Here is a 24,943-nt window from a genome sequence, read left to right on the forward strand (position 1 = left end):
GAATGCGTTCCCCTGTGGGAGCGAGCTTGCCCGCGAAGAGGCAGTCCCATTCAATCGAGAGCCGTCTGACTTTTCCCCAGTGCCATATTCACCGCCAACCAGCCATTCACCGCCGCCTCGCCAGCCTCGGCAAACACTCGCTCCAGTAATTTCACCTGCTCACGCCGCAGCGCCTGTTCAAACTTCGCGCCTTCGGCCGTCAACTCCAGCAGACGCTTTCGCTTGTCGGCCTCGGACGCCACACTGTCAACCAGATGCATTTCCTGTAACTGCCGCAACGGCATGTTCAAGGCCTGCTTGCTCACGCCAAGCAATCCCAGCAATTCCTTCACGCTCAAATTCGGGTATCGAGCGATGAAAAACACAATTCGCTGATGTACCCGCGACAGCCCACGGCGCTCGAGCATTTCATCAGCCTTGGCGGTGAAGGCTTGATAGCCGAAGAAAAACGCTTCCATCGCCTGTTGTTGGCTCGCGGGGTTTTTAAGGTCAAGCATATTGACGTACTCGCTCAAGCTGTCGTAATTTCAGTCAACCAGTTTGACTCATTTTTCCCATGCCTCGCTACCGGTGACTTCCATGGCTTTTTCCGAACGTGTCGCGCGCCTTAAAAGTTCTTTGATCCGTGAAATCCTTGCCGCCGCCCAGCGTCCGGAGGTCATGTCGTTCGCTGGTGGCTTGCCGGCCGAAGCGATGCTGCCGAAGGTCGAGTGGGCTGACATGCCGCTGTCGCTCGGCCAATACGGCATGAGCGAAGGCGAACCGGCATTGCGCGAAGCCTTGGCAGCGGAGGCGAGGGCGCTGGGCCTGGAGTGCACCGCAAGTCAGGTACTGGTGGTCAGCGGCTCGCAGCAAACCCTCGATCTGGCGGCCAAACTGTACATCGACAAGGGCACGGAAATTCTGCTTGAGGCGCCGACCTATCTCGCTGCATTGCAGATTTTCCAGCTGTTCGGCGCCGATTGCCTGACCGTGCCGCAAGAAGCCGACGGCCCGAATCTGGCGCAATTGCGCAGTCGTCTCGAACAGCACCGGCCAGCGTTCATCTACCTGATCCCGACGTTCCAGAATCCGTCCGCCGTGCGTTACAGCGAAGCCAAGCGTGCAGCCGTAGCGGCATTGCTCGACGAATTCGGCGTCACCCTGATCGAGGACGAACCCTACCGCGAGCTGACTTTCGATGGCGGCAGCGCCAAGCCGATTGCCGGGCGTCTGCAGAAGGCGAGCTGGATCTACACCGGCACCGTGTCGAAAACCTTGTTGCCCGGTTTACGCGTCGGTTACTTGATCGCCAGCCCGGACCTGTTCCCGCATCTGCTCAAACTCAAGCAATCGGCAGATCTGCATACCAACCGCATCGGTCAGTGGCAGGCCCTGCAATGGATCGGCAGCGACAAGTATCAGCAGCATCTGAGCGAGTTGCGCGGCTTCTATCGGCAACGGCGCGATGCCTTCCAGGCGGCGCTGGAAACGCACTTTGCTGATCTGGCCGACTGGAACATGCCGCAGGGCGGGCTGTTTTTCTGGCTGACGTTGAAGCAGCCGCTGGATACGCGAACGTTGCTCAATGAGGCGTTGGCCAATGACGTGGCGTTTATGCCGGGGGAGCCGTTCTTTCCGGATCCGGATAACAACCTTGGGCATTTGCGCTTGAACTTCAGCCACATCGATCCGGCACGACTGGATGAAGGGCTCAAGCGATTGGCGGCGGTGGTGCACCAGGCGCTGCTAGAGAACGCGGCCTGAAAACAAATAAACCGGCTCGAGGGCCGGTTTATTTTTGTCCGGGATTTGCGGTAGCTGAGAGGGCCTCTTCGCGAGCAGGCTCGCTCCCACAGTGGAAATGCATTCCAAAGGGTGGGAGCGAGCCTGCTTGCGAAAGCGTCAATCAACCCACCACATAATCATCAGACCGCCGCAAACCGCTTATCCAGATAATCAATAATCACCTTGGACTCATACATCCAGGTTGTCTGGCCATTCTCTTCAATGCGCAGGCAAGGCACCTTGATCCGGCCGCCCTGATCCAGCAGCGTCTGACGATCCTGTTCGTTGTTCTTCGCATCCTTCAGCGCCACCGGCACATTCAGGCGACGCAGCGTGCGGCGGGTTTTCACGCAAAACGGGCAGGCATGGAACTGATACAGGGTCAGGCCTTGCGCGGCGGCATTGACCTGGGCCTGAGTTTCGGCAGGACGCTGTTTCTTGCCCGGGCGGGTGATGAAGTCGATGAAGATAACCAGTTGGCCGAGGCCGACACGAAGCGCTTTGACGAACACGTTTAAAGCCTCACGGTGCAAATTGAGAAAGGCGCGCAGCTTACCCGATTTTTCACGGACGAAAAAAAACCGGCGATGAATGCCGGTTTTCTTCGGGCAACGAATTACTTGATGAGGCTGAGGAATTCGCTGCGGGTCGCTGCGTTTTCGCGGAACTCACCGAGCATCACCGAAGTGATCATCGACGAATTCTGCTTCTCGACACCGCGCATCATCATGCACATGTGCTTGGCCTCGATCACCACGGCTACGCCCAGCGCGCCGGTGACTTGCATCACTGCATCGGCGATCTGGCGGCTGAGGTTTTCCTGGATCTGCAGGCGACGGGCGTACATGTCGACGATCCGCGCGACCTTCGACAGGCCCAGCACTTTGCCGCTCGGGATGTACGCAACATGCGCCTTGCCGATGAACGGCAGCAGGTGGTGTTCGCACAACGAGTACAACTCGATGTCCTTGACCAGCACCATTTCGCTGTTGTCGGAGCTGAACAGGGCACCGTTGGTGACCTCTTCGAGCGTCTGTTCATAACCGCGGCAGAGGTACTGCATGGCTTTGGCGGCACGCTTTGGCGTGTCGAGCAGGCCCTCGCGGGACACGTCCTCGCCCAATTGGCCGAGAATCGCGGTGTAATTCTGTTCCAGGGACATGAAACTACCTGTGGGGATTTTCGCAAAGGGCAAGGGTACGGTGGCGGACACAACCCTGCAAGTTCGGTGTAACGGGATTATTCGTCACGGCCTTCCATCATGGTGCGTTTGAGCATCACGTAAACCGCGCCGGCACCGCCGTGTTTCGCCTGACACGAGCAGAAACCAAGCACTTGGGCATGCTGGCGCAACCAGGTGTTGACGTGGCTTTTGATCATTGGCCGCTTGCCGTCCAGGCGCACAGCCTTGCCGTGGGTGACGCGTACGCAGCGAATTTCGAATTTAGTCGCTTCGGCAAGAAAGGCCCAGAGGGTTTCGCGGGCCTTTTCCACGCTCATGCCGTGCAGGTCGAGGCTGCCTTCGAACGGGATCTGGCCGACCTTGAGCTTGCGCATCTGACTTTCCTGCACGCCGTCACGGGACCACATCAACTCGTCTTCCGGGCCGACATCGATCACGAACTGGTCGGACAGGCCATCCACGGTAGCGGTGTCGGTGCGCACGGTGGCGGACTGGCGCAGCTTGGCGATCTGTGCGCGGTCAGCCTTGGGTTTGCCGGTGTCGGCGCGGTCGTGCTTGATCGGCTTGACGCCTTGGATCGCACTTTTGAACAGGGAAAAATCGTCGTCTTGCATGTCAGCCTCCGCGAAGGGCGGCCAGTTTACCCAAGTCGAAACAAAACGGCCCGGCAAAAAGCCAGGCCGGTGATTCAGTCGTGTTTTTTCATCAGGTGCGGGGACATGTTCAGTTCCCGCGATTGCCGGGCGCGACGCCGGCAACGACGCCACAGCGCCACGCCGAAATACAGAAACAGCAAGCCGACAGCCAGAATGATCGCCGAACCCATCGGCGTGGCATTCAAATCACCGAGCGCTGGCGGGCGCCCGAGCAGGCTGGCGGCCCCGGCCATCGCCAGCAGCACACCGAACGTCGCCAGAATGGCGGCAATCGCCGCGCCGAATCGAAAACGCCAGTTGCTTTGGCCTTTGGGCCGCAAGCGGCGTGCGTCAAATCCATCGGATAACTTCATTCCGACCTTCCTCAATGGGTATCGGCCCTTCGACCGGGAGTTGACCGGGTTGTTCCTGAGGCTATGGCATTTGCGGCAAATGAGAGGATTTTGCGGATGAGCGGCGCCGTGAGCCGCTCATCAGGGTCGATCAGATCAGGTCTTGCGTCAGCGCGAGGGTGGCGAAGTTGTCCGCCATGATCGCCATTTCGGCTTCCTGTACCACAGCGGCGCTGAGCACGCGGCCCTTGAACGGCAGGTCGCGGGTGGCGCAGGCGTCTTCGACCAGAGTGCAGCGGAAACCCAGATTCTTCGCCGCACGTACGGTGGTGCTGACACTGGAGTGGCTCATGAAACCGCAGACGATCAGGTCCAGCGAGCCAAGGTTTTGCAAACGGTCCAGCAATTCGGTGCCGTGGAACGCGCTCGGCAGCAGTTTGCCGATAATGGTTTCATCGCCGTGTGGCTCGAGGCCAGGGATGAATTCGCCGCGTTCGCCCTGCGGGTCGAACAGGCCGCCGACGGTGCCGAGGTGACGCACGTGCACGATCGGCCGACCGGCTGCACGGGCTGCGGCAACCACTTGCTTGATGTTTGCGACGGCCGCGTCCATGCCGCTCAGGGCCAGCGGGCCACTGAGATATTCTTTCTGGGCATCGATGATGACCACGGTGGCATGGCTCAGTGTGGCCGCTGCGTAACCGCGACCGCTGAGTTGAAACATCGTTTTTGGAACGGACATTCTGGGGCTCCTTGGGGTGGGGCTTTTGCGACATTGTCCTCTGGCTGAGCGGTTCTGTGAATCGCTACCATCGTAGGCACCGTCGTTATTGGCCTGCAGCCTTGTCAAGTTACACGTTCTGTTCAATAGCCGATGCAAAAAACAGAAAACTCCTACCGTCGGTGCGATGTTTTTCCTGCGTCGTCGTCGCGCGTTTTGGCTGCTAGAATCGCCAGTCGTTTTTTCTGGAGTTCTGCGCCGTGATCACTTCCCGCCTTCGTACCCTGCGTGACCATATCCGTTGGGCCGTCAGCCGCTTCCATGGGGAGGATCTGTTTTTCGGCCATGGCACCGACAATGCTTGGGACGAAGCCCGGCAACTCGTGCTCGGCGCGTTGCACCTGCCGTGGGAAATCGCCGACAGCTATCTCGATTGCGCGCTGGAAGACGACGAGTTGGTTAACCTGCAACGCCTGCTCAAGCGCCGTATCGAAGAACGCATTCCCACCGCTTACCTGTTGGGTGAGGCATGGTTCTGCGGCATGTCGTTCATCGTCGATGAGCGCGTGTTGATCCCGCGTTCGCCCATCGGCGAACTGATCGAAAACCGTTTCGCCCCGTGGATCGGCAATGAACCTGCGCGGATTCTCGACCTGTGCACCGGTTCCGGTTGCATCGGTATCGCCTGCGCCTACGAGTTTCAGAACGCCGAAGTGGTGCTGGCCGATCTGTCGTTCGAAGCGCTGGAAGTGGCCAACCAGAACATCGAGCGCCATGGCGTCGATGAGCGCGTCTATACCGTGCAGGGCGATGGCTTTGATGGCTTGCCGGGCCAGCGTTTCGACCTGATCGTGTCGAACCCGCCTTACGTTGATGCGGAGGATTTCGCCGACATGCCGGACGAGTATCAGCATGAACCGGAGCTGGGCCTGGCCTGTGGCGACGATGGTTTGAACCTAGTGCGACGCATGCTCGCTGAAGCGGCCGATCATCTGACCGAGAAGGGCTTGCTGATTGTCGAGGTGGGCAACAGTCAGGTACACGTTGACGCGTTGTACCCGGAAGTCGATTTCGCCTGGCTCGAATTCGAGCGCGGCGGGCATGGTGTGTTCATGCTGACGGCGGAGCAGTGCCGCGATCATCAGGCGCTGTTCGCTTCCCGCGTCTAAAGCCTAAAAGCTTCGCAAGCAAGCTCGGTCCCACCTATGGAATGCATTTCCCTGTGGGAGCGAGCCTGCTCGCGAATCGCCGCACTGCGGTCTCAAGCCATCAGCGATGCGTGGCAATCCAGATCAACAACCCCGCCTGAAACACCGCAAACGCCACCAGACAGGTAATGGTGAAACGCAGCCCGGCGTCTTCACGCTTGAACTTGCTGACCTTCTCTTCCTGTTTCTTCAGCTTCACTTCCTGCTCGGCCAGATTCTGTTCGGCCTGCTGAAGCATCTGTGCCGCTTCAAGAATCTCGACGATCTGCAGCTTCTCGCTGTTCCAGTCGCCGAGCAAATCGCCGACCAACACATCCTTGACGCTGCCCTTCAAGTGCTGGGCATCGGCGTACACCACATCAAAACCATGCACCCGCAGGAAATGATCGCGACGCAGGCGGGTGTCTTCGTTCAGCGCGTCCTTGTTGTTCAAGTCCATGCCGTCAACGGTGTAGGTGGGCCAGCGCTTTTTCGCCCAATTGATGCCTTGCGCGGCCATGTAACGGCCGATGCCACGGTTCATTGGTTCGATCTGCAAGCCACTGTCGGGGCCGAAGTGCACACGTTTGGTCGTGTGATCAACCCACACGTCCAGCTGATTCTGCTCTTTGCGCACACGCTGGCCGGGCAGCTTGATCGTCATGCGCATCAGGCTTTTTTCTTTGCTGTTGCGTTCGGCATAGCCGAATTCGACGAAGCGCAAGGGGCGGCCGCCAGTGTTGCGGTCGGTCTGCAGCGGGGCCAGGCGGAGCATCTTGTGGTGCTCGACGTGGACATCCGCCCACGGCAGCTCGACCGCTGGCGGTGCGTCTTTTTCAGCGGTGGTGTCGGGTGAAGTCGGGGTATCAGTCATAACGGCGAGATCCTGTCCAAGCCCTGCTTGTCGCCAGCCGTTGCGCTGGCGACAAAGGCTTATCGGCCGTTTTTTGCAGGACTAGAGGGTAAACAACCGTTAACGGGTGCGAAGTCCGTCAATAAACTCGATGATCTTCGCGCCAAGTTCCGCCGCCAGTGGCAAATTCGGATCCTTGTACGAAGCCAATTGCCGCTTCATATCGTTGTGGACGATGCGCATGACGTGGTTCATGCCGTCGATCACCGCCAGTTCGGCGTCGGGTTTGGCGGCTTTCAGCGCCTGCGCATCGCCAACGCCGACCTGCATGTCGTTGCTGCCCTGGACGATCAGCGCCGGCATCTTCAATTGCGCGAAGGCTTTCGCGGGATCCTGACGGAACAGCGAAATCAGATACGGCTGCACGCTCGGGCGGAAAATCACCTGCAACGGTTGCGGCACATTGTCGTCAGTGTGGCCGGCCTTGAGGCTGTCGAGCAATTCATTGCTGCGTAGCATCAACGGAGGTGGGAGGCTGCGAGCCAATTGCTCGCGGATCACCTGATCGACCGGGCGCGCGCTGCCGGACAGGGAAATCACCGCAGCGGCATCCACTTTCGGCGCGGCGAGGCTGGCAATCAGCGCGCCTTCACTGTGGCCGAGCAGGATCAATCTGCCGAAACGCGGATCGGCCTTGAGCTTCTGCCCCCACGCCACTGCGTCTGCCGCATAGGCCTCCACCGATAAATTGCGCTCATCCGGCGTTGCCGCCAGACTCGCCGCAACACCGCGTTTGTCGTAACGCACACTGGCAATGTTGTGTTTGGCCAGCACCCACGCCAGGCGCTTGAGGCTGTCGTTGCGCCCGCCGTCGGGGTTGTTTCCGTCGCGATCCGTAGGACCGGAGCCAGAAATAATCAGGACAACCGGCACCGGATTGTCGGACTTTGGCAGCAGCAGCGAACCGAAAAGTTCGCCGGTGCCGGTATCCAGAGTGACCGGGCGTTGTAGGACCGTCGCTTGGGCAAAGCCCGTAAAGAGGGTAAGACTCAAGATCAAAACTCGCAGCATCATCACGCCATCATTCGCCAAGGTGCCGGTTGGACTCGCCAGCACCACTAAGGTTCGAGGATGAACTACTCGGTTAGCCTGCGTATACTGGCGCGCATCACGAATTTGGGTTTGATTTCACGGAGCGTCCTGCATGTCCGGCAATACCTACGGCAAGTTGTTCACTGTCACCACCGCTGGCGAAAGCCATGGTCCGGCGTTGGTCGCCATTGTCGACGGCTGCCCGCCGGGCCTGGAGATCTCCCTCGAAGACCTGCAGCGCGACCTCGATCGCCGCAAGCCGGGCACCAGCCGCCACACCACCCAGCGTCAGGAAGCCGACGAAGTCGAAATCCTCTCTGGCGTATTCGAAGGCCGCACCACCGGTTGCTCGATCGGCCTGCTGATTCGCAACACCGACCAGAAGTCCAAGGACTACTCGGCGATCAAGGATCTGTTCCGCCCGGCCCACGCCGACTATACCTATCACCACAAATACGGCGAGCGCGACTACCGTGGCGGTGGTCGCAGCTCGGCGCGCGAGACCGCAATGCGCGTAGCGGCCGGTGCGATCGCGAAGAAATACCTGGCCACCCAAGGCATTGTCATTCGTGGCTACATGAGCCAGCTCGGCCCGATCGAAATCCCGTTCAAGACCTGGGATTCGGTGGAAGACAACGCTTTCTTCAGCCCCGATCCGGACAAAGTCCCGGAGCTGGAAGCCTACATGGATCAATTGCGCCGCGATCAGGACTCGGTCGGGGCGAAGATCACCGTCGTTGCCGAAGGCGTGATGCCGGGTCTGGGCGAGCCGATTTTCGACCGTCTCGACGCTGAGCTGGCGCATGCGCTGATGAGCATCAACGCAGTCAAAGGCGTGGAAATCGGTGCCGGTTTTGCCTCGGTCGCCCAGCGCGGCACCGAACACCGCGATGAAATGACCCCGGAAGGTTTCCTCAGCAACAACGCGGGCGGCATCCTCGGTGGTATTTCGTCCGGTCAGCCGATCGTTGCGCATCTGGCCTTGAAGCCGACGTCGAGCATCACCACCCCGGGCCGTTCGATCGACATCCACGGCAATCCGGTCGATGTGATCACCAAGGGCCGTCACGATCCGTGCGTCGGCATCCGTGCCACGCCGATTGCCGAAGCGATGATGGCCATTGTGCTGATGGATCACTTGCTGCGTCACCGTGGCCAGAATGCCGATGTGCGCGTGAGCACGCCGGTGCTGGGTCAGCTTTGATGGCAGGCCTTAAAGCCGTCGCGGCATAACCGGCGTGGCGGCGCTCCCTTACTGGCGGCTGTCCAGTTTCTATCTGTTCTATTTCGCCTTGCTCGGGTCGACAGCGCCGTTTCTGGCGCTGTACTTCGACCACCTCGGCTTCAGTCCTGCGCGGATCGGTGAGCTGGTCGCGATCCCGATGCTGATGCGCTGTGTGGCGCCGAACATCTGGGGCTGGCTCGGTGATTACACCGGCAAACGCCTGGCTATCGTGCGTTTCGGCGCGGTGTGTACGCTGCTGACGTTTTCACTGATCTTCGTCAGCAAGACCTACGCCTGGTTGGCGATGGTCATGGCGCTGCACGCGTTCTTCTGGCACGCGGTGCTGCCGCAGTTCGAAGTCATCACCCTGGCGCATTTGCAGGGGCAGACCTCGCGCTACAGCCAAATCCGCTTATGGGGCTCGATCGGTTTCATCATCACCGTGGTTGCACTCGGCCGATTGTTCGAATTGCTCAGCCTCGACATCTACCCGGCGGCGCTGGTGTTGATCATGGCCGGCATCGTCCTCAGCAGTCTGTGGGTGCCGAACGCGCAGCCGCCGCAAGGCAATCGGCCGAGCGGTGAGGGCTTTCTCACACAACTGCGCAATCCCGGCGTGCTGGCGTTTTACGGCTGCGTCGCGCTGATGCAAATGAGCCACGGCCCGTATTACACCTTTCTGACCCTGCACCTTGAACGACTCGGTTACACACGTGGCACCATCGGCATGCTCTGGGCCGTGGGTGTCGTTGCCGAAGTGCTGATGTTCATGGCAATGAGCCGGATTCTCGCGCGGTTTTCCCTGCGCCGGGTGCTGATGGCAAGTTTTCTGCTGGCAGCGCTGCGCTGGTTGTTACTAGGTTCGTTCGCCGAGTTCCTGTGGGTGCTGTTGTTTGCGCAGGTGCTTCACGCGGCGACTTTCGGCAGTTTTCACGCCGCTGCCATCGCTTTCGTGCAACGTAGCTTCGGCGCGCGCCAGCAAGGGCAGGGCCAGGCGTTGTACGCCGCACTGGCCGGCACCGGCGGCGCCATGGGCGCGTTGTATTCCGGCTACAGCTGGAATGCCCTCGGCGCGACATTGACCTTTAGTATTGCCAGTCTCGCGGCGCTCGCTGCTGCCGTTATCATTGCCACACGTATGCAAGAGGACCGGCCATGAGCCTTACGCGTGAACAACTCGCCCAGCAAATCGTCGATGCCGGGCGCTTTCTTTATGGTCGCGGCTGGTCGCCGGCCACCAGCAGCAATTACTCGACACGCCTGTCGCCGAGCGAAGCGCTGTTGACCGTTTCGGGCAAGCACAAGGGCCAGTTGAGTGTGGACGATGTGCTCGCCACCGACCTCTCCGGCACTAGCCTGGAGCCGGGCAAAAAGCCGTCCGCCGAAACCCTGCTGCACACCCAGCTGTATAGCTGGCGGCCGGAGATCGGCGCAGTGCTGCACACCCATTCGGTCAACGCCACGGTGCTGTCGCGCCTGACTCCGCAGGACTTTATCGAGTTCGAAGACTACGAGTTGCAAAAAGCCTTCAGCGGCATCTCGACCCATGAATCGCGGGTGCGCGTGCCGATTTTCGACAACGATCAGGACATTGCGCGCCTCGCCGCCAAGGTGCAGCCTTGGCTCGACGCCCATCCTGATTGTGTCGGTTACCTGATTCGCGGCCACGGCCTCTACACCTGGGGCGCGCAGATGAGCGACGCGCTGCGGCAGATCGAGGCCTTTGAATTTCTGTTTGAATGCGAGTTGAAAACCCGCAGCGTCATGAACCGCCAAGGCTGACTTCACCAGAAGTAGCCCATTTGCCTGATGAAATGCTGTGCCCGACCGGTCTGCAAGAACCGGACGGCAAGGCCGATACCGAGGAATTGCCCCAATGAGCAGCCTGTCCGTCTATCACGTCTCAAGCCCTGAAATTCCGAACAAGGTGCTGACCCACTTTGAAGACATCGCCTCGACCCTGGCCGAGCAGGGCGTGCGCTTCGACCGCTGGCAAGCCGCCGCGAAGATCCAGCCCGGCGCCACCCAGGAAGAGGTGATCAGTGCTTATAAAGAGCAGATCGATAAGCTGATGACCGAGCGCGGTTACATCACTGTCGACGTCATCAGCCTGAACAGCGATCACCCGCAAAAAGCCGAGCTGCGCGCCAAGTTTCTCGAAGAGCATCGCCATGGCGAAGACGAAGTCAGATTTTTCGTCGCCGGCCGTGGGTTGTTTACCCTGCACATCGACGATTACGTTTATGCCGTGCTTTGTGAGAAGAACGACCTGATCTCGGTACCGGCCGGCACCAAGCACTGGTTCGACATGGGCGAGCATCCGCACTTTGTCGCGATTCGCCTTTTCAACAACCCGGAAGGCTGGGTTGCCAATTTCACCGGCGAAGACATCGCCGGCCGCTTCCCGCGTCTGGAGGACTGATTCGATGTCGATCAAAGCCATAGTTACGGACATCGAAGGCACCACCAGCGCGGTAAGTTTCGTGTTTGACGTGCTGTTTCCGTACGCGGCCAAACATTTACCGGATTTCGTGCGGCAGAACGCCGAACGCGCCGATGTGGCCGAGCAACTCGACGCCGTGCGCCGTGACAGCAATGCGCCGCAGGCTGATGTTGAGCGGGTTGTCGAGATTCTCTTGAGCTGGATCGAGGAAGATCGCAAAGCCACTTCACTCAAGGCCTTGCAAGGTATGGTCTGGGCGCAGGGTTATCACGCCGGGCAGTTGAAGGGGCATGTTTACCCGGATGCCGTTGAAGCACTGCAGCGCTGGCATGCTGCCGGTTATCAACTGTTTGTGTACTCGTCGGGATCGATTCAGGCGCAGAAACTGATTTTCGGCTGCTCGGAGGCGGGGGATCTGACGCCGTTGTTCAGTGGTTATTTCGACACGACTTCAGGGCCCAAGCGCGAGGCGCAGTCGTACACCAATATCCAGCAAGCCATCGGTGTTGAAGCGGGGGAGATTCTGTTCCTCTCGGACATCGTCGAAGAACTCGACGCCGCGCAAGAGGCTGGCCTGCAAACCTGCGGCCTGGCTCGCGAAGGCGGGGAGTTGGGCAGCCACATCACCGTCGAAACTTTCACCGGCATCGAACCCGAAGCCTTCTGACCACACAAAAAACCAATGTGGGAGCGAGCTTGCTCGCGAAGGCGGAGTATCAGACGAAAAATTTATCTCTGACACACCGCTTTCGCGAGCAAGCTCGCTCCCACAGGGGTATGCGTCAGGCATAAAAAAAACAGGCCGTGAAGCGGAAGCTCCACGGCCTGTTTTGTTTAATGCGCTTTTAAAATTACAGCGAGTGATATGTCGGCAGAGCAAAACGCTGTTGGCTCTGCAGCATGGCAATTTGCGGCAACTCACTGGCTTGTTCTGCCAGGTCACGACGAATTGCGCTGATCGCCCACGACAGTTGGTCGCCGGCATGCAGTTGTTGATAAGTCAGTGCGCGTTTGAACACTTTGCCGTCGCTGCTGCGCAGGGTCAGCAGGATCCCGCCATCGGGACGTGGCGCAGTGGTGACGTCGAAGTTGGAGAACAGGGAGGTAAATTTTTCTTGGATCAGGCTCATGTCTTTCAGCTCCGTATGCACTTGAATGGCAAGCATGCAGAGGAGGTTGCAGCGATTGTGCCAGCATTTGAAAATAAATAAATCGTTATAAATCAATGACTTAAAAATTATGAAAATTCAGGTGGTCGTGCAAACTGCATGAATGGCCATCGTGCATCCTGCATTTTGCGGGATCGATATCGATTCGATGGAACCAATCGCTGAACCGCAGATCACCTGCGCTCGCTAAAGAGCAGCGGATACAAAACATTGCAAAAACCGCGTGTACAGCCCGAGAAGCGCTGACGTATTTTCGACCTCGACCCGTGCTCGAATGCGCCGGTTGCTTCAAGTCAAAGCCCGAAAAATAAAAACATCGACCTGCACGTCAGGGGCGAACGGGGAGTTGTCATGAGTCACGCGCCAAGCGACACGATTACCTGGGGCATGATGCTCCGCAAACTGCCGATGATTGCCAAAGCCATCCCGCGGGTGGTCAAGGGCATGAAGGTGGCCAATGTCACGGATCCGACCCAAAGCTGTGGCCTTGGCTGGACATTCGAGCAAGCGACGCTGCGCAATCCCGAGGGGCCGGCGCTATTGCACGGCGATGTGCGGCTGACTTATGCGCAGGTCAACCAGTGGGCCAACCGCATCGCTCACTATCTGAACGGGCAGGGTATCGGCAAGGGCGACGTGGTCGCAGTGTTCATCGAAAACCGCCCGGAACTGCTGGTGACCATTCTGGCGCTGGCCAAGGTCGGCGCGGTCAGCGCGCTGCTCAACACCTCGCAGACGCGTGACACACTTGTCCGCAGCGTGAATCTGGTGGCGCCGGTGGCGATCATTGTGGGCGAAGAACTGCTTGCGGCGTATGCGGCGATTCGCGATCAAGTAGCGATCACTGCACCGCGCACCTGGTTTGTCGCCGATCAGGACACCTACAGCCATCCGGGCATTGCGCCCGACGGGTACGTCAATCTGATCAGCGCCAGTGCCGACGCCTCCAGCGAGAATCCGCCGAGCAGCCAGCAGATCTTCTTCGACGATCCGTGTTTCTACATTTATACCTCCGGCACCACCGGCCTGCCCAAGGCCGGGGTGTTCAAGCATGGGCGCTGGATGCGCAGCTCCGCCAGTTTCGGCATGATCGCCCTTAACATGAGTCCAGACGATGTCGTCTATTGCACTTTGCCGCTGTACCACGCCACCGGTCTTTGCGTGTGCTGGGGTTCGGCGGTAAACGGTGCCTCGGGCTTCGCGATCCGTCGCAAGTTCAGCGCCAGTCAGTTCTGGAGCGACGTGCGCCGCTACCGCGCGACGACCATCGGTTACGTCGGCGAGCTATGCCGTTATCTGGTCGATCAACCGGCCAGCGCCGATGATAGCCGTCACGATGTGCGCAAGATGATTGGCAACGGCTTGCGCCCCGGCGCCTGGGCCGAGTTCAAGACACGTTTCGCCGTCGAGCACATCTGTGAGCTGTACGCGGCGAGCGACGGCAACATCGGATTCACCAACATTCTCAATTTCGACAACACCATCGGTTTCTCCCTGATGGCCTGGGAATTGGTCGCCTACGACCATCACAGCGGTGAGCCCATCCGCAGTCCTGACGGATTCATGCGCAAGGTCGGCAAAGGCTCGCAGGGTCTACTGTTGGCGCGGATCGACGAAAAAGCCCCACTGGACGGCTACACCGATCCACAGAAAACCGCCAAGGTCGTGTTGCAGGACGTGTTTAGCAAAGGCGATCGTTTTTTCAACACCGGCGACCTGCTACGCAACATCGGCTTCGGCCACGCTCAATTTGTCGATCGCCTCGGCGACACCTATCGCTGGAAGGGCGAAAACGTCTCGACCACCGAAGTCGAAAATCTTCTGCTGCAACACCCGCAGATTTCCGAGGCGGTGGCTTATGGCGTGGAGATCTGCAATACCAACGGCCGCGCCGGTATGGCGGCGATCACGCCAGCGGAATCCCTTGCGACGCTGGATTTCGCCGAGTTGCTGACTTTTGCCCGGGAGCGCATGCCAGCCTATGCCGTGCCATTGTTCCTGCGAGTGAAGGTCAAGATGGAAACCACTGGCACCTTCAAATACCAGAAAACCCGACTCAAGAACGAAGGGTTCGACCCCGGCCAGACGGGGGATGACCCGATCTTCGCATGGCTGCCCGGCACGCAGACTTACGTTCGGGTCACCGATGAAGTGTTGGCGGAAATTCATCAGGGCAAGCATCGTTATTGAATCTGGCTATGGCTCGACTTGAGAAAAAGGGGGTGACAGCCAGCGCCACGCTCGGGAAACTGTCGGCTTTCCGATTGACCGAAAGTGGAGTTGCCCCATGTCCGACCAAAGCCGCCAGATGACCCCTGAAGAAGCTGCCGAATTCACCGAGCAGGTTTTCAACAAGGCGCGCGACGGTGATGCCGAGATGCTTGATCGCCTGGTCACGGCCGGTTTGCCAGTCAACCTGAAGAACAGCAAGGGTGACACGTTGTTGATGTTGGCCAGCTATTACGGCCATCTGGATGCGGTGCAGGTGTTGCTCAAACACAAGGCCGACCCGGAAATGCGCAATGGCAACGGCCAGAGCCCGATTGCCGGCGCCGCATTCAAAGGCGATCTGCCGGTGGTCAAGGCGCTGGTCGAAGCGGGCGCAGAGATCGAAGGCTCGTCGTTTGATGGTCGTACGGCGCTGATGATGGCGGCGATGTTCAACCGCGTTGAAATCGTTGATTACCTGATCAGCAAGGGGGCCAATGCGCAAGCCAAGGACGCCAATGGCGTGACGGCGCTGGATGCGGCCCGCACGATGGGGGCGGTTGATACCACCGCTCAGTTGGAAAAACTGCTGGCCTGACGGGCCTCAAAAGATCGCAGCCTGCGCTAGCTCCTCCATTGAACGCGTTGGCCTGCCATTCCGTGGATGAGCGCTGAGCGCAGGCGCTGCCGAGGCTGCGATCTTTTGCTTTGTGCGCTATCCTCCGCGCCCTCGAAATTCACCTTCGCCACAGGATCCGCCCTCATGAAAGCCGCACTCGTCGAACTCATCAGCAAAATCAGCTCCGGCTGCATGGGCGAGGACGAGATCCTGAAAGTGGCTGACGAAGCCGCGCAAGCTTACGCCGATGCCGATGCCTTTCTGGCAGCCAACCCGGACATCAACTACGACGACACATTCCCGATTGCGTTGGGCGAGTGGGTCGTGGTCGGCAGCCTGCCGGAAACCGTGCTGTTCCAGGCCGACACCTACGTTGACCTGTTTGCGCAGATCGTTGCCTCGTTTGGCCCGGGCGTGGATTTCAACCTCAAGCCCAAGCAACTGGCCAAGACCGAAGCGCTGACCGCGCTCAATCGCATCCAGGTGCAGATGAGCAGCATGAACAAGGAAAACGGCGGTTACACACTGATGAACTTCAGCCAGTTGCTCGACGACGAACTGCAGGTGGTACTGGTCTACGGCAATGACGTGCCACGGGTGCTGGAGCTGTGCGCCGAAGTCGGTATCGCCGCTGCGCCATCGCTCGAAGCGCTGAAGATCGCTGTGCACGTCTGAGCGAGATAGCAATAAAAGGGAACCCTGCGCGCGACCGTCTATCCTAAAAGTGCATGCCACTATTCTGGAGCGACACCATGGGTTCCACGTTCAACGGTCTGATCGGTCTGATCATCCTCGCCCTCGACATCTGGGCCATCATCAATGTGCTGAAAAGCGGCGCAACCACCGGGATGAAAATCGTCTGGGTGCTGCTGATCATCCTCCTGCCAGTGCTGGGTCTGATCATCTGGGCGATTGCCGGACCCCGGGGCAACGTGCGGATCTGACGCTGATCCCGAGAACACCGCAATACCCTGTAGGAGTGAGCCTGCTCGCGATAGCTATCCTCCAGTCAATGAGTCAGTGACTGAAAAACCGCTATCGCGAGCAGGCTCACTCCTACAAGGGATTGCGATTTGCTGATGAAGGGAGGTTCTACCTGTCATCTTCGGCAACGTAGAATGCGCGCCTTTCCCGGGCAATCGCCCCCACGATTGGCGCCCGCGCATTCATCGGAGCACTTGACCATGACCGTCACCAAAACCAGCGAGTACCTGGAAACCCTCTACGAAGGTTACGGCCAGCGCTTTCGCATGGAAAAACTGCTGCACGAAGTGCGCACCGAACACCAGCACCTGGTGATTTTCCAGAACCCGCGCATGGGCCGGGTCATGGCGCTGGACGGCGTGATCCAGACCACTGAAGCCGACGAATTCATCTACCACGAAATGCTCACCCACGTGCCAATCCTTGCCCACGGCAGCGCCAAGCGCGTGCTGATCATTGGTGGCGGTGACGGCGGCATGCTCCGTGAAGTGACCAAGCACGCCGGTGTCGAGCACATCACCATGGTCGAGATCGACGGCACCGTGGTCGATATGTGCAAAGCGTTCTTGCCGAACCACTCCAGCGGCGCCTACGACGATCCACGCCTGAACCTGGTGATTGACGACGGCATGCGTTTCGTCGCCACCACCACGGAAAAATTCGACGTGGTCATCTCCGACTCCACCGACCCGATCGGCCCGGGCGAAGTGTTGTTCTCGGAGAACTTCTATCAGGCCTGCCATCGCTGCCTGAACGAGGGCGGCATCCTCGTGACCCAGAACGGCACACCGTTCATGCAGATCGACGAAGTGAAAACCACTGCCGGTCGCCTGAACAGCCTGTTCCCGGACTGGCACTTCTATCAGGCCGCCGTGCCGACCTACATCGGCGGCTCGATGACTTTCGCCTGGGGCTCGACCAACCCGGCCTATCGCAAGCTCAGCCGTGAAACCCTGCAACAGCGCTTCATCGGCAGCGGCATCGTCACCCGCTACTACAACCCTGAAATCCATATCGGCGCGTTCGCCTTGCCGCAGTACGTGCTGCAGGCGATCAACAAGCCAGGCAACGATTAAAGAACACTGCAATATCCCTGTGGGAGCGAGCTTGCTCGCGAAGGCGTCAGGTCAGTCAAAGAATATGTCGACTGGACAGGCCCCTTCGCGAGCAGGCTCGCTCCCACATTTGTTTGCTCCACACGATAGATGTCGTTTTTTTCATCTTCGCCCGCTGTAATCCTTTTGAACCAACCCTCTGCGTCTAAAGTCGAGATAGATGTAAGCCCATTTGCGGGTTTGATCGAGGAGGCACTGATGCAAAAGTGGAAAGTCACTTTCGTGGATGATCACGGTGAAATTCTTGATGAAGTCTTCGAACGTGAGGAATGCCCGTCCGATGATGAAGCAGCGCGGCTTATCAAGGAGCGGCTTCTTCCGGTCGCCGCCAAGCTGGATCTGAATGATCTGGAAGGGCGCACCGCCGATGCTGGGGTGAAAAACCTCAAAACCCAGAATGGCATCGAAATCCGCAGCATCACACCCGTCTGACAGTTCCTGTCATCTCTTGAAACCAGGCCTTGGCAGCAGCTCTATCTTGGGGCTACTCTGCAAGCGAGATCAGCGAACGGATCGCTAAGGTCTGGTCTTGTCAGCTACATGCTTGTTCCCGCGTGCAACCACGTTGCCGTCGTACTTTGGCCAAAGGCCCGGGGCGGGAATACGGAAAGTCTATCCATCTATGCGAGGGGGACGATTCATGAGCACAGCCTATCAAGAAGACATCAGCAGCAATGTTCTGCGCCGCATGAAAGAAGGCGGTTTCGATTTTTCCCGATTCCATCCCATCGAGTTCTACGCGATTTTCCCGGACGAGGAGCGGGCGCGCAGGGCGGCAGGCAAATTTCGCGGTGAATCCATCAATGCCCAGGTCAGTCTGCGTGATGACGGTGCGTGGGCGCTGGAATTGAGCAAAGTGATGTACGCGACATATGACGATATCGGCGACTTCGAGCAGGGCTTTTCCGCCGTGGTCGAGCCGCTGGGCGGCATCATCGAAGGCTGGGGCGTGAAGCAGGAGGTGCGCAACCGCCATCGTTTGAACTGATCTCTGGTTTCATTTGTTGAGCAACGGCTGACCTTCGGGTTGGCCGTTGTCATTTCCGGCATAAGCAAAACGCTGTGGCAAAACCCTGAAACAAGAAACCGAGGCAAAAAAAAGCCACCGGAGAGGGTGGCTAAAAGGGAAGACCGATAAGGAGAGGAAACCGGTCAGGGTTACAGCGGGGCGGGCCGCCGAGGCGATCCCAATCAGTTGAGCTGGCCGCTTCATGGCGCCGGGGCCGGTGAAGATTTGCAGCGAATGTGCGGATTATCCGCAGGCAGCGCCGGGCAGTGAAATCAACTCTGACTATGCTGGTGATAGGCGATGCAGTGCGTCGCAATGAAGCGGGGGCAATCCGGTTGGGGCATTTGCCGCACAGGAATGGTGCGGTGTCTGCGGCGTGTATTTCCAACCGATTGAAATCAAAGCGTTTATGCCGATGGCACGGGCCTTGCGAAGGCCTGTATGTCCGGGTGACAAGGAGTACGGCATGATCCGCACCTATTTTGATGAGATGTACGATGCCGGCGGCCAGGTTCGCCCGCATTATCGGGAGTTCGCCCGATGGCTGGCCGATACGCCGGATGAGCTGTTGGCCCAGCGGCGACGCGAGGCCGATCTGCTGTTCCATCGCGCCGGCATTACGTTCACGCTCTATGGCGACGAGCAGGGCACCGAGCGCCTGATTCCTTTCGACACCATCCCGCGCAGCATTCCTGCCAGTGAATGGCGAATCGTTGAGCGCGGCTGCATCCAGCGGGTCAAGGCGTTGAACATGTTCCTTGCCGACCTTTATCACGAGCAGCGCATTATCAAGGCCGGGATTATTCCCGCCGAACAGGTGCTGGCCAACGAGCAATATCAGTTGGCGATGCAAGGCCTGGATCTGCACCGCGATATCTATTCGCACATCTCCGGCGTCGATCTGGTGCGCGACGGCGACGGCACTTATTACGTGCTCGAAGACAACCTGCGAACACCGAGCGGCGTCAGCTACATGCTCGAAGACCGCAAGATGATGATGCGACTGTTCCCGGAGCTGTTCGCCGCGCAGCGTATTGCCCCGATCGATCACTACCCGAACCTGCTGCTCGACACCCTGAAAAGCTCAAGTCCGATCGATGACCCGAGCGTGGTGGTGCTGACGCCGGGGCGCTTCAACAGTGCGTTCTTCGAACACGCATTCCTGGCGCGGGAAATGGGCGTTGAACTGGTCGAGGGCGCGGATCTGTTCGTTCGCGACGACAAAGTCTTCATGCGCACTACGGACGGCCCGAAAGCGGTGGACGTTATCTACCGTCGGCTCGACGACGCGTTTCTCGATCCGCTGGCGTTCAATCCCGACTCGATGCTCGGTGTGCCGGGGCTGCTGTCCTCTTATCGCTCGGGCAACGTGGTGCTGGCCAACGCCATCGGCACCGGCGTAGCGGACGACAAATCGGTGTATCCGTTCGTTACTGACATGATCCGGTTCTACCTCGACGAAGAGCCGATTTTGAAGAACGTGCCGACCTGGCAATGCCGCAACCCGTCTGAACTTTCTCACGTGCTGGCCAATCTTCCAGATCTGGTGGTCAAGGAAACCCAAGGCTCAGGCGGTTACGGAATGTTGGTCGGGCCGGCATCGACGAAAGCGGAAATCGATGCTTTCCGCGAACGGATCAAAGCCAAACCCCACGCGTACATCGCGCAACCGACGCTGTCGCTGTCGACCTGTCCGACCTTTGTCGAAAACGGCATCGCGCCGCGCCATATCGACTTGCGTCCGTTTGTCTTGTCCGGGCGCGAAACCCGGGTAGTGCCTGGGGGGTTGACCCGTGTGGCGCTGCGCGAAGGCTCCTTGGTGGTGAATTCCTCCCAGGGTGGCGGAACCAAGGACACCTGGGTGGTCGAGGATTGAAGGAAGCTTGCCATGTTAAGTAGAACTGCCTCGGATCTGTATTGGATGTCGCGTTACCTGGAGCGGGCGGAAAATCTCGCGCGGATGCTCGACATCAGTTATTCGCTGTCGCTGATGCCGCAGGACGGTCGCGGCGACGGTTTGCACGAATTGGCCATGCCGCTGCTGATCACCGGCACCCTCGACGATTACCTCGAGCGCCATGGCGCGCTGCATGCTGAGCGTCTGCTGCACTTTTTTGCCCTCGATGCGGCTAACCCGGCGAGCATTTACAGCTGCCTCGGCGCGGCTCGGGCCAGCGCCCATGCGGTGCGTGGGCGGATCACGGCGGACATGTGGGAGAACATCAATTCGACGTGGCTGGAAATTCGCGGCATCGCCGAACAGGGCCTCAGTCGCTATGGCATGAGCCGTTTCTGCGAATGGATCAAGGAGCGTTCGCACCTGTTTCGTGGTGCGTCGTACGGCACGATCATGCGTAATGATGCGTTTCGTTTCATTCGCCTCGGTACGTTCATCGAACGCGCGGACAACACCCTGCGATTGCTCGATGCCCGCTATGAAATGGCCGGCGATCAGGCTGAAGCAGTCAGCGACGGTACGGCCCACGCCTACTACCAATGGAGCGCCTTGCTGCGCGCCTTGTCGTCATTCGAGGCCTACACCGAAATCTACCGCGATGCGCCCGGCGCCCGGCATGTTGCCGAGTTGTTGCTGTTGCGTGCCGATGTACCGCGCTCGCTGCGGGCCTGCACCGAGGAGATCGATCAGATTCTTGCGCAGTTGCCCGGTGCCAACGGTCGACCGGCACAACGTCTGGCGGCAGAAATGGACGCGCGCCTGCGCTACACCGGCATCAACGAAATTCTCGAGGAAGGCCTGCACGCCTGGCTGACCGAATTCATCCCGCTGGTGCGCCAGCTGGGCAACGCCATTCACAGTTCCTACCTGGAGGCTGCATGAGACTTTCCATAAGCCACGAGACCACCTATCACTACGAAGATCAGGTGCGGGCGAGCATCCAGTACCTGCGACTGACCCCACACGATAGCGAACGTCAACACGTGTTGAGCTGGCAGCTCGACCTGCCGCGCCCGGTGCGTGCGCAACTCGATCCGTTCGGCAACATCCTGCATGTGCTGACCATGGATGAACCGCACGAAGCGATCATCATTGGTGCGCGCGGGCAGGTCGATATCGACGAACTGCGCGAGGCCGAGCATGAAAGCCAGTCGGCGCTGCCGTTCCTGCGCTTTACCCGTTTGACCGAGGCGGATGAGGCGTTACGCGCGTTCGCCGAGAAATCCTGCAAGCAGCGGCGTGATCGCACGGCGCTGATCGATCTGATGCACGGCTTGAATCAGCACATGACCTACACGCCGGGGTCCACCGAGGTCGATACCAGCGCCGCTGAGGCCTTCGCCGGGCGTGCGGGTGTTTGCCAGGATCATGCTCACGCGTTTCTGGCTTGCGCACGCAGTCTCGGGATTCCGTCGCGTTATGTGTCGGGGTATCTGTACAGCGAGGATTGCGAGCATCTAGCCAGCCATGCATGGGCTGAAGCGTGGCTGGATGACGCCTGGTACAGCTTCGATGTGACCAATGAACTGGCGCGGCCGGAGCGTCATCTGAAACTGGCGGTGGGTCTGGATTATCTGGATGCCTGCCCGGTGCGCGGCATGCGTCGTGGCGGTGGGTGTGAGCAGATGCATGCGAAAGTGTTCGTCTCGCCAACCCCGATCATCTCGGTGCAACAGCAGTAAACGCCGTACCCCTGTGGGAGCGAGCCTGCTCGCGATAGCGGTCTGTCAGTTACAAATGTGCTGACTGATACACCGCTATCGCGAGCAGGCTCACTCCTACAAGGAAATGTGCTCAGGGCTTAACCTTGCGCCCGGCCATGTGCTTGAGATACCCCACCAGCATTTCCAGATTCCCCTCTGGTAACACCTCCACCGAAAACCCCGGCATCTTCGCCTGCGGCCACTGACGCAAACTCTGCGGATCACGAATGTAGCGCTTGAGGAAATCCGCGCCGAAATACTCGGTCGGGCTGTAAGGAATATTCAGATCCGGCCCGAATTGCGCATCCCCCGCACCGTTCAACCGGTGACACGCCAGACAGTTTTTCTGAAACAGCGCAAACCCTTGATTCACCGGGTCATCTGCTTTCAACGCAGGATCCGGCAGCAGGGCAGGGAAACGCTCCGCCACTGGCGCCATGCGCTTGATGCTCGCGACTTCGAACGGCCATTGCTCCGGGCTGATATTGCCGGCCTGCGGATCGGTCCAGACCAGATAAAACGGCCCGGCGCTGTGCTTGCCTTCCGACAGCGGTGGCCACGGCTGCGCCGGATCTTCGATGGCCAGCCATGCTCGCGCACCTGTTGTATTAAGCAACGGCGCAGCTGACAACTCGGCGGCAAAGCCGTCCAGTGCAACCGCTTGCAGGTGATCCTGCGGTTTGATCCCTGTCAGCAATGAGGCCACCGGCACGGCGCGATAAGTCATGTCCTTCTTGTAGGACACATCGTTTTTGATCGTCAGGGTTTGCAGTTGAGGATGCTTGAGCAATTCCTCGGTCTGCCAGGTGCGGCTGCTTGCGCCCAGTTGCAGATCCAACTGTGCGGCAGACAAGGGCATGCTCAGCAGCATGGCCCCGAACACAATGAGCGCTTTCAAATGATCGCCGTCCATGTCGTGGGAGTGCGCCAAGGTTGGCACAGCCACGCTGGCCCAGGTAGCGGGCCAGTCACATTTTCAATGGCGATGAGCAGCGCCCGGCGCTCGACTCAGCCGATGACCTTGGTCAGATTCGGCAAAATCAACAACAGCGTCGTGGCGAAAAGAATGAGCCCTGCTTGACGAACTTTCGGTTGTTTGAACATGGCTTGACCGCCTTTATTGTTATTTCCTGATGCCTGCCTGCATATCCATGACGGCAAGCGCTGCACTTCCTGTTGAAGAACGTCTGCCTCGGCAAAACCCGACGACCCTGACGTACATGTTCTACATTAGGGGCCGCGTCACGCTTGGCTTAGATCCATTTCATATGGAGTACTTGTCAGATGCGATAAAAAAGGCATGAGGCTTATTGCCAGCTTCTTTGCCGCCCGCTGGCTAGACAACTCGCCGACCTGAACCGGTTCACCCAGCCTCCGATGACCGTCCGTCTGAGCGTGTGCGTCAACCGCATTGAGCGCTGTGGTCATTGAATCCATGGCCGCTCGGGTCAAGAGTGGAGGTACAAGCAATCTCTCCCCGCACAGGTTCGAGGACGTCATGACCCAAGCTTTGATATTCGATGCGTTACGCACGCCCCGTGGCAAAGGCAAGGCCGATGGCGCCCTGCACAGCGTCAAACCGGTGAATCTGCTGGCCGGTCTGCTGGCCGCGCTGCAAGCGCGCACCGCGCTGGACACCAGTCAGGTCGATGACGTGGTCATTGGCTGCGTGACGCCGATTGGCGATCAGGGCTCGGACATCGCCAAAACCGCAGTGCAAGTGGCCGATTGGGACGTCAGTGTCGCGGGTGTGCAGATCAACCGTTTCTGCGCCTCGGGACTCGAAGCGGTCAACTTTGGCGCAATGAAAGTGCGTTCGGGCTTCGAAGACCTGGTGGTGGTCGGTGGCGTCGAGTCGATGTCGCGGGTGCCAATGGGCAGCGACGGTGGCGCCTGGGCGCTGGACCCGCAAACCAACCTGCACAGTCATTTCACTCCGCAAGGTGTTGGCGCGGACCTTATCGCCACGCTGGAAGGCTTCAGCCGTCAGGACGTCGATGCCTATGCGCTGCACTCGCAACAGAAGGCCGCGCGGGCCCGGGCTGACGGCTCGTTCAACAAGTCGCTGGTGCCGGTGCAGGACCAGAACGGCATCATTCTGCTCGATCACGATGAGTTCATTCGTGCCGAGTCGACTCTGGAAGGCTTGGGCAAGCTCAAGCCGAGTTTCGAAATGATCGGCCAGATGGGTTTTGACGCCACGGCGCTGCGGGTCTACAGCCATGTCGAACGCATCAATCACGTGCACACCCCGGGCAACAGCTCAGGGATCGTCGACGGTGCAGCACTGATGCTGATCGGCTCCGAATCCAAGGGGCGTGCGCTGGGCCTGCAACCTCGGGCGCGCATTGTCGCCACGGCGGTCACCAGCACCGATCCGACCATCATGCTCACCGGCCCGGCGCCGGCAACGCGCAAGGCACTGGCAAAGGCCGGGCTGCGCGTTGAAGACATCGACCTGTTCGAGGTCAACGAAGCGTTTGCCTCGGTGGTGCTGAAGTTCATCAAGGACATGGCAGTCGACCCGGACAAGGTCAACGTCAACGGCGGTTCCATCGCTATGGGCCACCCGCTGGGCGCGACCGGTTGCGCGATCCTCGGCACGTTGCTCGATGAGCTGGAAGCGCGGCGCCTGCGCTATGGCCTGGCGACGCTGTGCGTCGGCGGCGGCATGGGCATTGCCACCATCATCGAACGCCTCTGAGCCCCGAATTCAAGGA

28 protein-coding genes are annotated in these 24,943 nt (G+C 59.3%); 18 read left to right on the forward strand and 10 right to left on the reverse strand.

The features are described from left to right. Positions 1–50: 50 nt before the first annotated feature. Complete coding sequence (locus AC0ZWN_RS20795) at positions 51–497, reverse strand: MarR family winged helix-turn-helix transcriptional regulator (RefSeq protein WP_093441687.1); 447 nt, start codon at positions 495–497, stop codon at positions 51–53. Positions 498–579: 82 nt separating this feature from the next. Here AC0ZWN_RS20795 and AC0ZWN_RS20800 point away from each other — a divergent pair, with 82 nt between their 5' ends. After that, complete coding sequence (locus AC0ZWN_RS20800) at positions 580–1,746, forward strand: aminotransferase-like domain-containing protein (protein WP_476336338.1); 1,167 nt, start codon at positions 580–582, stop codon at positions 1,744–1,746. A gap of 161 nt (positions 1,747–1,907) precedes the next feature. Here AC0ZWN_RS20800 and AC0ZWN_RS20805 read toward each other — a convergent pair whose 3' ends face one another. The 5 genes from AC0ZWN_RS20805 to AC0ZWN_RS20825 form a co-directional block, all read right to left on the reverse strand. Continuing rightward, positions 1,908–2,279, reverse strand: a complete 372-nt coding sequence (locus tag AC0ZWN_RS20805) for a glutathione S-transferase N-terminal domain-containing protein (protein ID WP_093441696.1) — start codon at positions 2,277–2,279, stop codon at positions 1,908–1,910. Between the two features lie 104 nt (positions 2,280–2,383). Further along, positions 2,384–2,929 (reverse strand): GTP cyclohydrolase I FolE, encoded by a 546-nt coding sequence (gene folE / locus AC0ZWN_RS20810; protein WP_003442011.1) that lies wholly within the window; start codon positions 2,927–2,929, stop codon positions 2,384–2,386. 77 nt (positions 2,930–3,006) lie between these two features. Continuing rightward, positions 3,007–3,564, reverse strand: coding sequence for a Smr/MutS family protein (locus tag AC0ZWN_RS20815; RefSeq protein WP_038366959.1), 558 nt, complete (start codon positions 3,562–3,564; stop codon positions 3,007–3,009). Between the two features lie 74 nt (positions 3,565–3,638). Continuing rightward, a complete protein-coding gene (locus AC0ZWN_RS20820) occupies positions 3,639–3,959 on the reverse strand; it encodes a hypothetical protein (protein ID WP_007914024.1) in 321 nt (106 codons plus the stop codon). Positions 3,960–4,089: 130 nt separating this feature from the next. After that, a complete protein-coding gene (locus AC0ZWN_RS20825) occupies positions 4,090–4,680 on the reverse strand; it encodes a cysteine hydrolase family protein (protein ID WP_476336341.1) in 591 nt (196 codons plus the stop codon). A 239-nt stretch (positions 4,681–4,919) separates the two neighbouring features. On the opposite strand from AC0ZWN_RS20825, the gene prmB reads away from it, so the two are divergent. Continuing rightward, on the forward strand, positions 4,920–5,828 hold the full coding sequence (prmB, locus tag AC0ZWN_RS20830) for a 50S ribosomal protein L3 N(5)-glutamine methyltransferase (protein ID WP_099758433.1): 909 nt from the start codon (positions 4,920–4,922) through the stop codon (positions 5,826–5,828). Positions 5,829–5,928: 100 nt separating this feature from the next. Here prmB and AC0ZWN_RS20835 read toward each other — a convergent pair whose 3' ends face one another. Continuing rightward, the gene (locus tag AC0ZWN_RS20835; RefSeq protein ID WP_093441710.1) at positions 5,929–6,720 is read right to left on the reverse strand and encodes a hypothetical protein; all 792 of its coding nucleotides are present in this window, start codon (positions 6,718–6,720) and stop codon (positions 5,929–5,931) included. 99 nt (positions 6,721–6,819) lie between these two features. After that, positions 6,820–7,773 (reverse strand): alpha/beta hydrolase, encoded by a 954-nt coding sequence (locus AC0ZWN_RS20840; RefSeq protein WP_320337260.1) that lies wholly within the window; start codon positions 7,771–7,773, stop codon positions 6,820–6,822. A gap of 130 nt (positions 7,774–7,903) precedes the next feature. Here AC0ZWN_RS20840 and aroC point away from each other — a divergent pair, with 130 nt between their 5' ends. From aroC to mtnC, 5 genes are all read left to right on the forward strand, one after another. Continuing rightward, the gene (gene aroC, locus AC0ZWN_RS20845) at positions 7,904–8,995 is read left to right on the forward strand and encodes a chorismate synthase (protein ID WP_099758435.1); all 1,092 of its coding nucleotides are present in this window, start codon (positions 7,904–7,906) and stop codon (positions 8,993–8,995) included. Between the two features lie 34 nt (positions 8,996–9,029). Then, a complete protein-coding gene (locus AC0ZWN_RS20850; RefSeq protein WP_476336343.1) occupies positions 9,030–10,175 on the forward strand; it encodes an MFS transporter in 1,146 nt (381 codons plus the stop codon). After that, on the forward strand, positions 10,172–10,798 hold the full coding sequence (locus tag AC0ZWN_RS20855) for a methylthioribulose 1-phosphate dehydratase (protein WP_099758436.1): 627 nt from the start codon (positions 10,172–10,174) through the stop codon (positions 10,796–10,798). The genes AC0ZWN_RS20850 and AC0ZWN_RS20855 overlap by 4 nt, the downstream gene beginning before the upstream one ends. A gap of 94 nt (positions 10,799–10,892) precedes the next feature. Continuing rightward, entirely contained in the window at positions 10,893–11,438 is a 546-nt protein-coding gene (locus AC0ZWN_RS20860) for a 1,2-dihydroxy-3-keto-5-methylthiopentene dioxygenase (protein ID WP_039763876.1), read from the forward strand. A gap of 4 nt (positions 11,439–11,442) precedes the next feature. Further along, a complete protein-coding gene (mtnC, locus tag AC0ZWN_RS20865; RefSeq protein WP_476336345.1) occupies positions 11,443–12,126 on the forward strand; it encodes an acireductone synthase in 684 nt (227 codons plus the stop codon). A 184-nt stretch (positions 12,127–12,310) separates the two neighbouring features. On the opposite strand, the gene AC0ZWN_RS20870 is transcribed toward mtnC, so the two are convergent. Beyond that, positions 12,311–12,589: a DUF3509 domain-containing protein gene (locus AC0ZWN_RS20870; protein WP_008080936.1), complete on the reverse strand. Its 279-nt coding sequence runs from the start codon at positions 12,587–12,589 to the stop codon at positions 12,311–12,313. A gap of 390 nt (positions 12,590–12,979) precedes the next feature. Here AC0ZWN_RS20870 and AC0ZWN_RS20875 point away from each other — a divergent pair, with 390 nt between their 5' ends. The 10 genes from AC0ZWN_RS20875 (at position 12,980) to AC0ZWN_RS20920 (ending at position 22,202) form a co-directional block, all read left to right on the forward strand. Beyond that, positions 12,980–14,818: a long-chain-acyl-CoA synthetase gene (locus AC0ZWN_RS20875; RefSeq protein WP_476336347.1), complete on the forward strand. Its 1,839-nt coding sequence runs from the start codon at positions 12,980–12,982 to the stop codon at positions 14,816–14,818. Between the two features lie 97 nt (positions 14,819–14,915). Beyond that, positions 14,916–15,434: an ankyrin repeat domain-containing protein gene (locus AC0ZWN_RS20880; protein WP_095050929.1), complete on the forward strand. Its 519-nt coding sequence runs from the start codon at positions 14,916–14,918 to the stop codon at positions 15,432–15,434. Positions 15,435–15,599: 165 nt separating this feature from the next. After that, positions 15,600–16,130, forward strand: a complete 531-nt coding sequence (locus AC0ZWN_RS20885; RefSeq protein ID WP_099758439.1) for a hypothetical protein — start codon at positions 15,600–15,602, stop codon at positions 16,128–16,130. Between the two features lie 77 nt (positions 16,131–16,207). After that, positions 16,208–16,399, forward strand: a complete 192-nt coding sequence (locus AC0ZWN_RS20890; RefSeq protein ID WP_007914053.1) for a PLDc N-terminal domain-containing protein — start codon at positions 16,208–16,210, stop codon at positions 16,397–16,399. Between the two features lie 240 nt (positions 16,400–16,639). Further along, positions 16,640–17,515, forward strand: coding sequence for a polyamine aminopropyltransferase (gene speE / locus AC0ZWN_RS20895; RefSeq protein WP_476336350.1), 876 nt, complete (start codon positions 16,640–16,642; stop codon positions 17,513–17,515). Positions 17,516–17,752: 237 nt separating this feature from the next. Next, the gene (locus AC0ZWN_RS20900; protein WP_123449605.1) at positions 17,753–17,986 is read left to right on the forward strand and encodes a hypothetical protein; all 234 of its coding nucleotides are present in this window, start codon (positions 17,753–17,755) and stop codon (positions 17,984–17,986) included. A 208-nt stretch (positions 17,987–18,194) separates the two neighbouring features. Then, the gene (locus AC0ZWN_RS20905; RefSeq protein WP_093441760.1) at positions 18,195–18,542 is read left to right on the forward strand and encodes a ribonuclease E inhibitor RraB; all 348 of its coding nucleotides are present in this window, start codon (positions 18,195–18,197) and stop codon (positions 18,540–18,542) included. A gap of 487 nt (positions 18,543–19,029) precedes the next feature. Then, entirely contained in the window at positions 19,030–20,439 is a 1,410-nt protein-coding gene (locus AC0ZWN_RS20910) for a circularly permuted type 2 ATP-grasp protein (protein ID WP_007914061.1), read from the forward strand. 12 nt (positions 20,440–20,451) lie between these two features. After that, positions 20,452–21,402: an alpha-E domain-containing protein gene (locus tag AC0ZWN_RS20915; RefSeq protein ID WP_016982907.1), complete on the forward strand. Its 951-nt coding sequence runs from the start codon at positions 20,452–20,454 to the stop codon at positions 21,400–21,402. Then, positions 21,399–22,202 (forward strand): transglutaminase family protein, encoded by an 804-nt coding sequence (locus AC0ZWN_RS20920; protein ID WP_007914065.1) that lies wholly within the window; start codon positions 21,399–21,401, stop codon positions 22,200–22,202. Before AC0ZWN_RS20915 ends, AC0ZWN_RS20920 begins: the two co-directional genes overlap by 4 nt. Before the next feature lie 112 nt (positions 22,203–22,314). Here AC0ZWN_RS20920 and AC0ZWN_RS20925 read toward each other — a convergent pair whose 3' ends face one another. Then, on the reverse strand, positions 22,315–23,136 hold the full coding sequence (locus tag AC0ZWN_RS20925; protein ID WP_476336372.1) for a c-type cytochrome: 822 nt from the start codon (positions 23,134–23,136) through the stop codon (positions 22,315–22,317). Positions 23,137–23,721: 585 nt separating this feature from the next. Here AC0ZWN_RS20925 and AC0ZWN_RS20930 point away from each other — a divergent pair. Then, positions 23,722–24,927 (forward strand): acetyl-CoA C-acetyltransferase, encoded by a 1,206-nt coding sequence (locus AC0ZWN_RS20930; RefSeq protein WP_476336351.1) that lies wholly within the window; start codon positions 23,722–23,724, stop codon positions 24,925–24,927. The last annotated feature ends 16 nt before the right edge of the window (positions 24,928–24,943 follow it).

This window comes from Pseudomonas sp. 3B-A001-10F, from assembly GCF_056313565.1.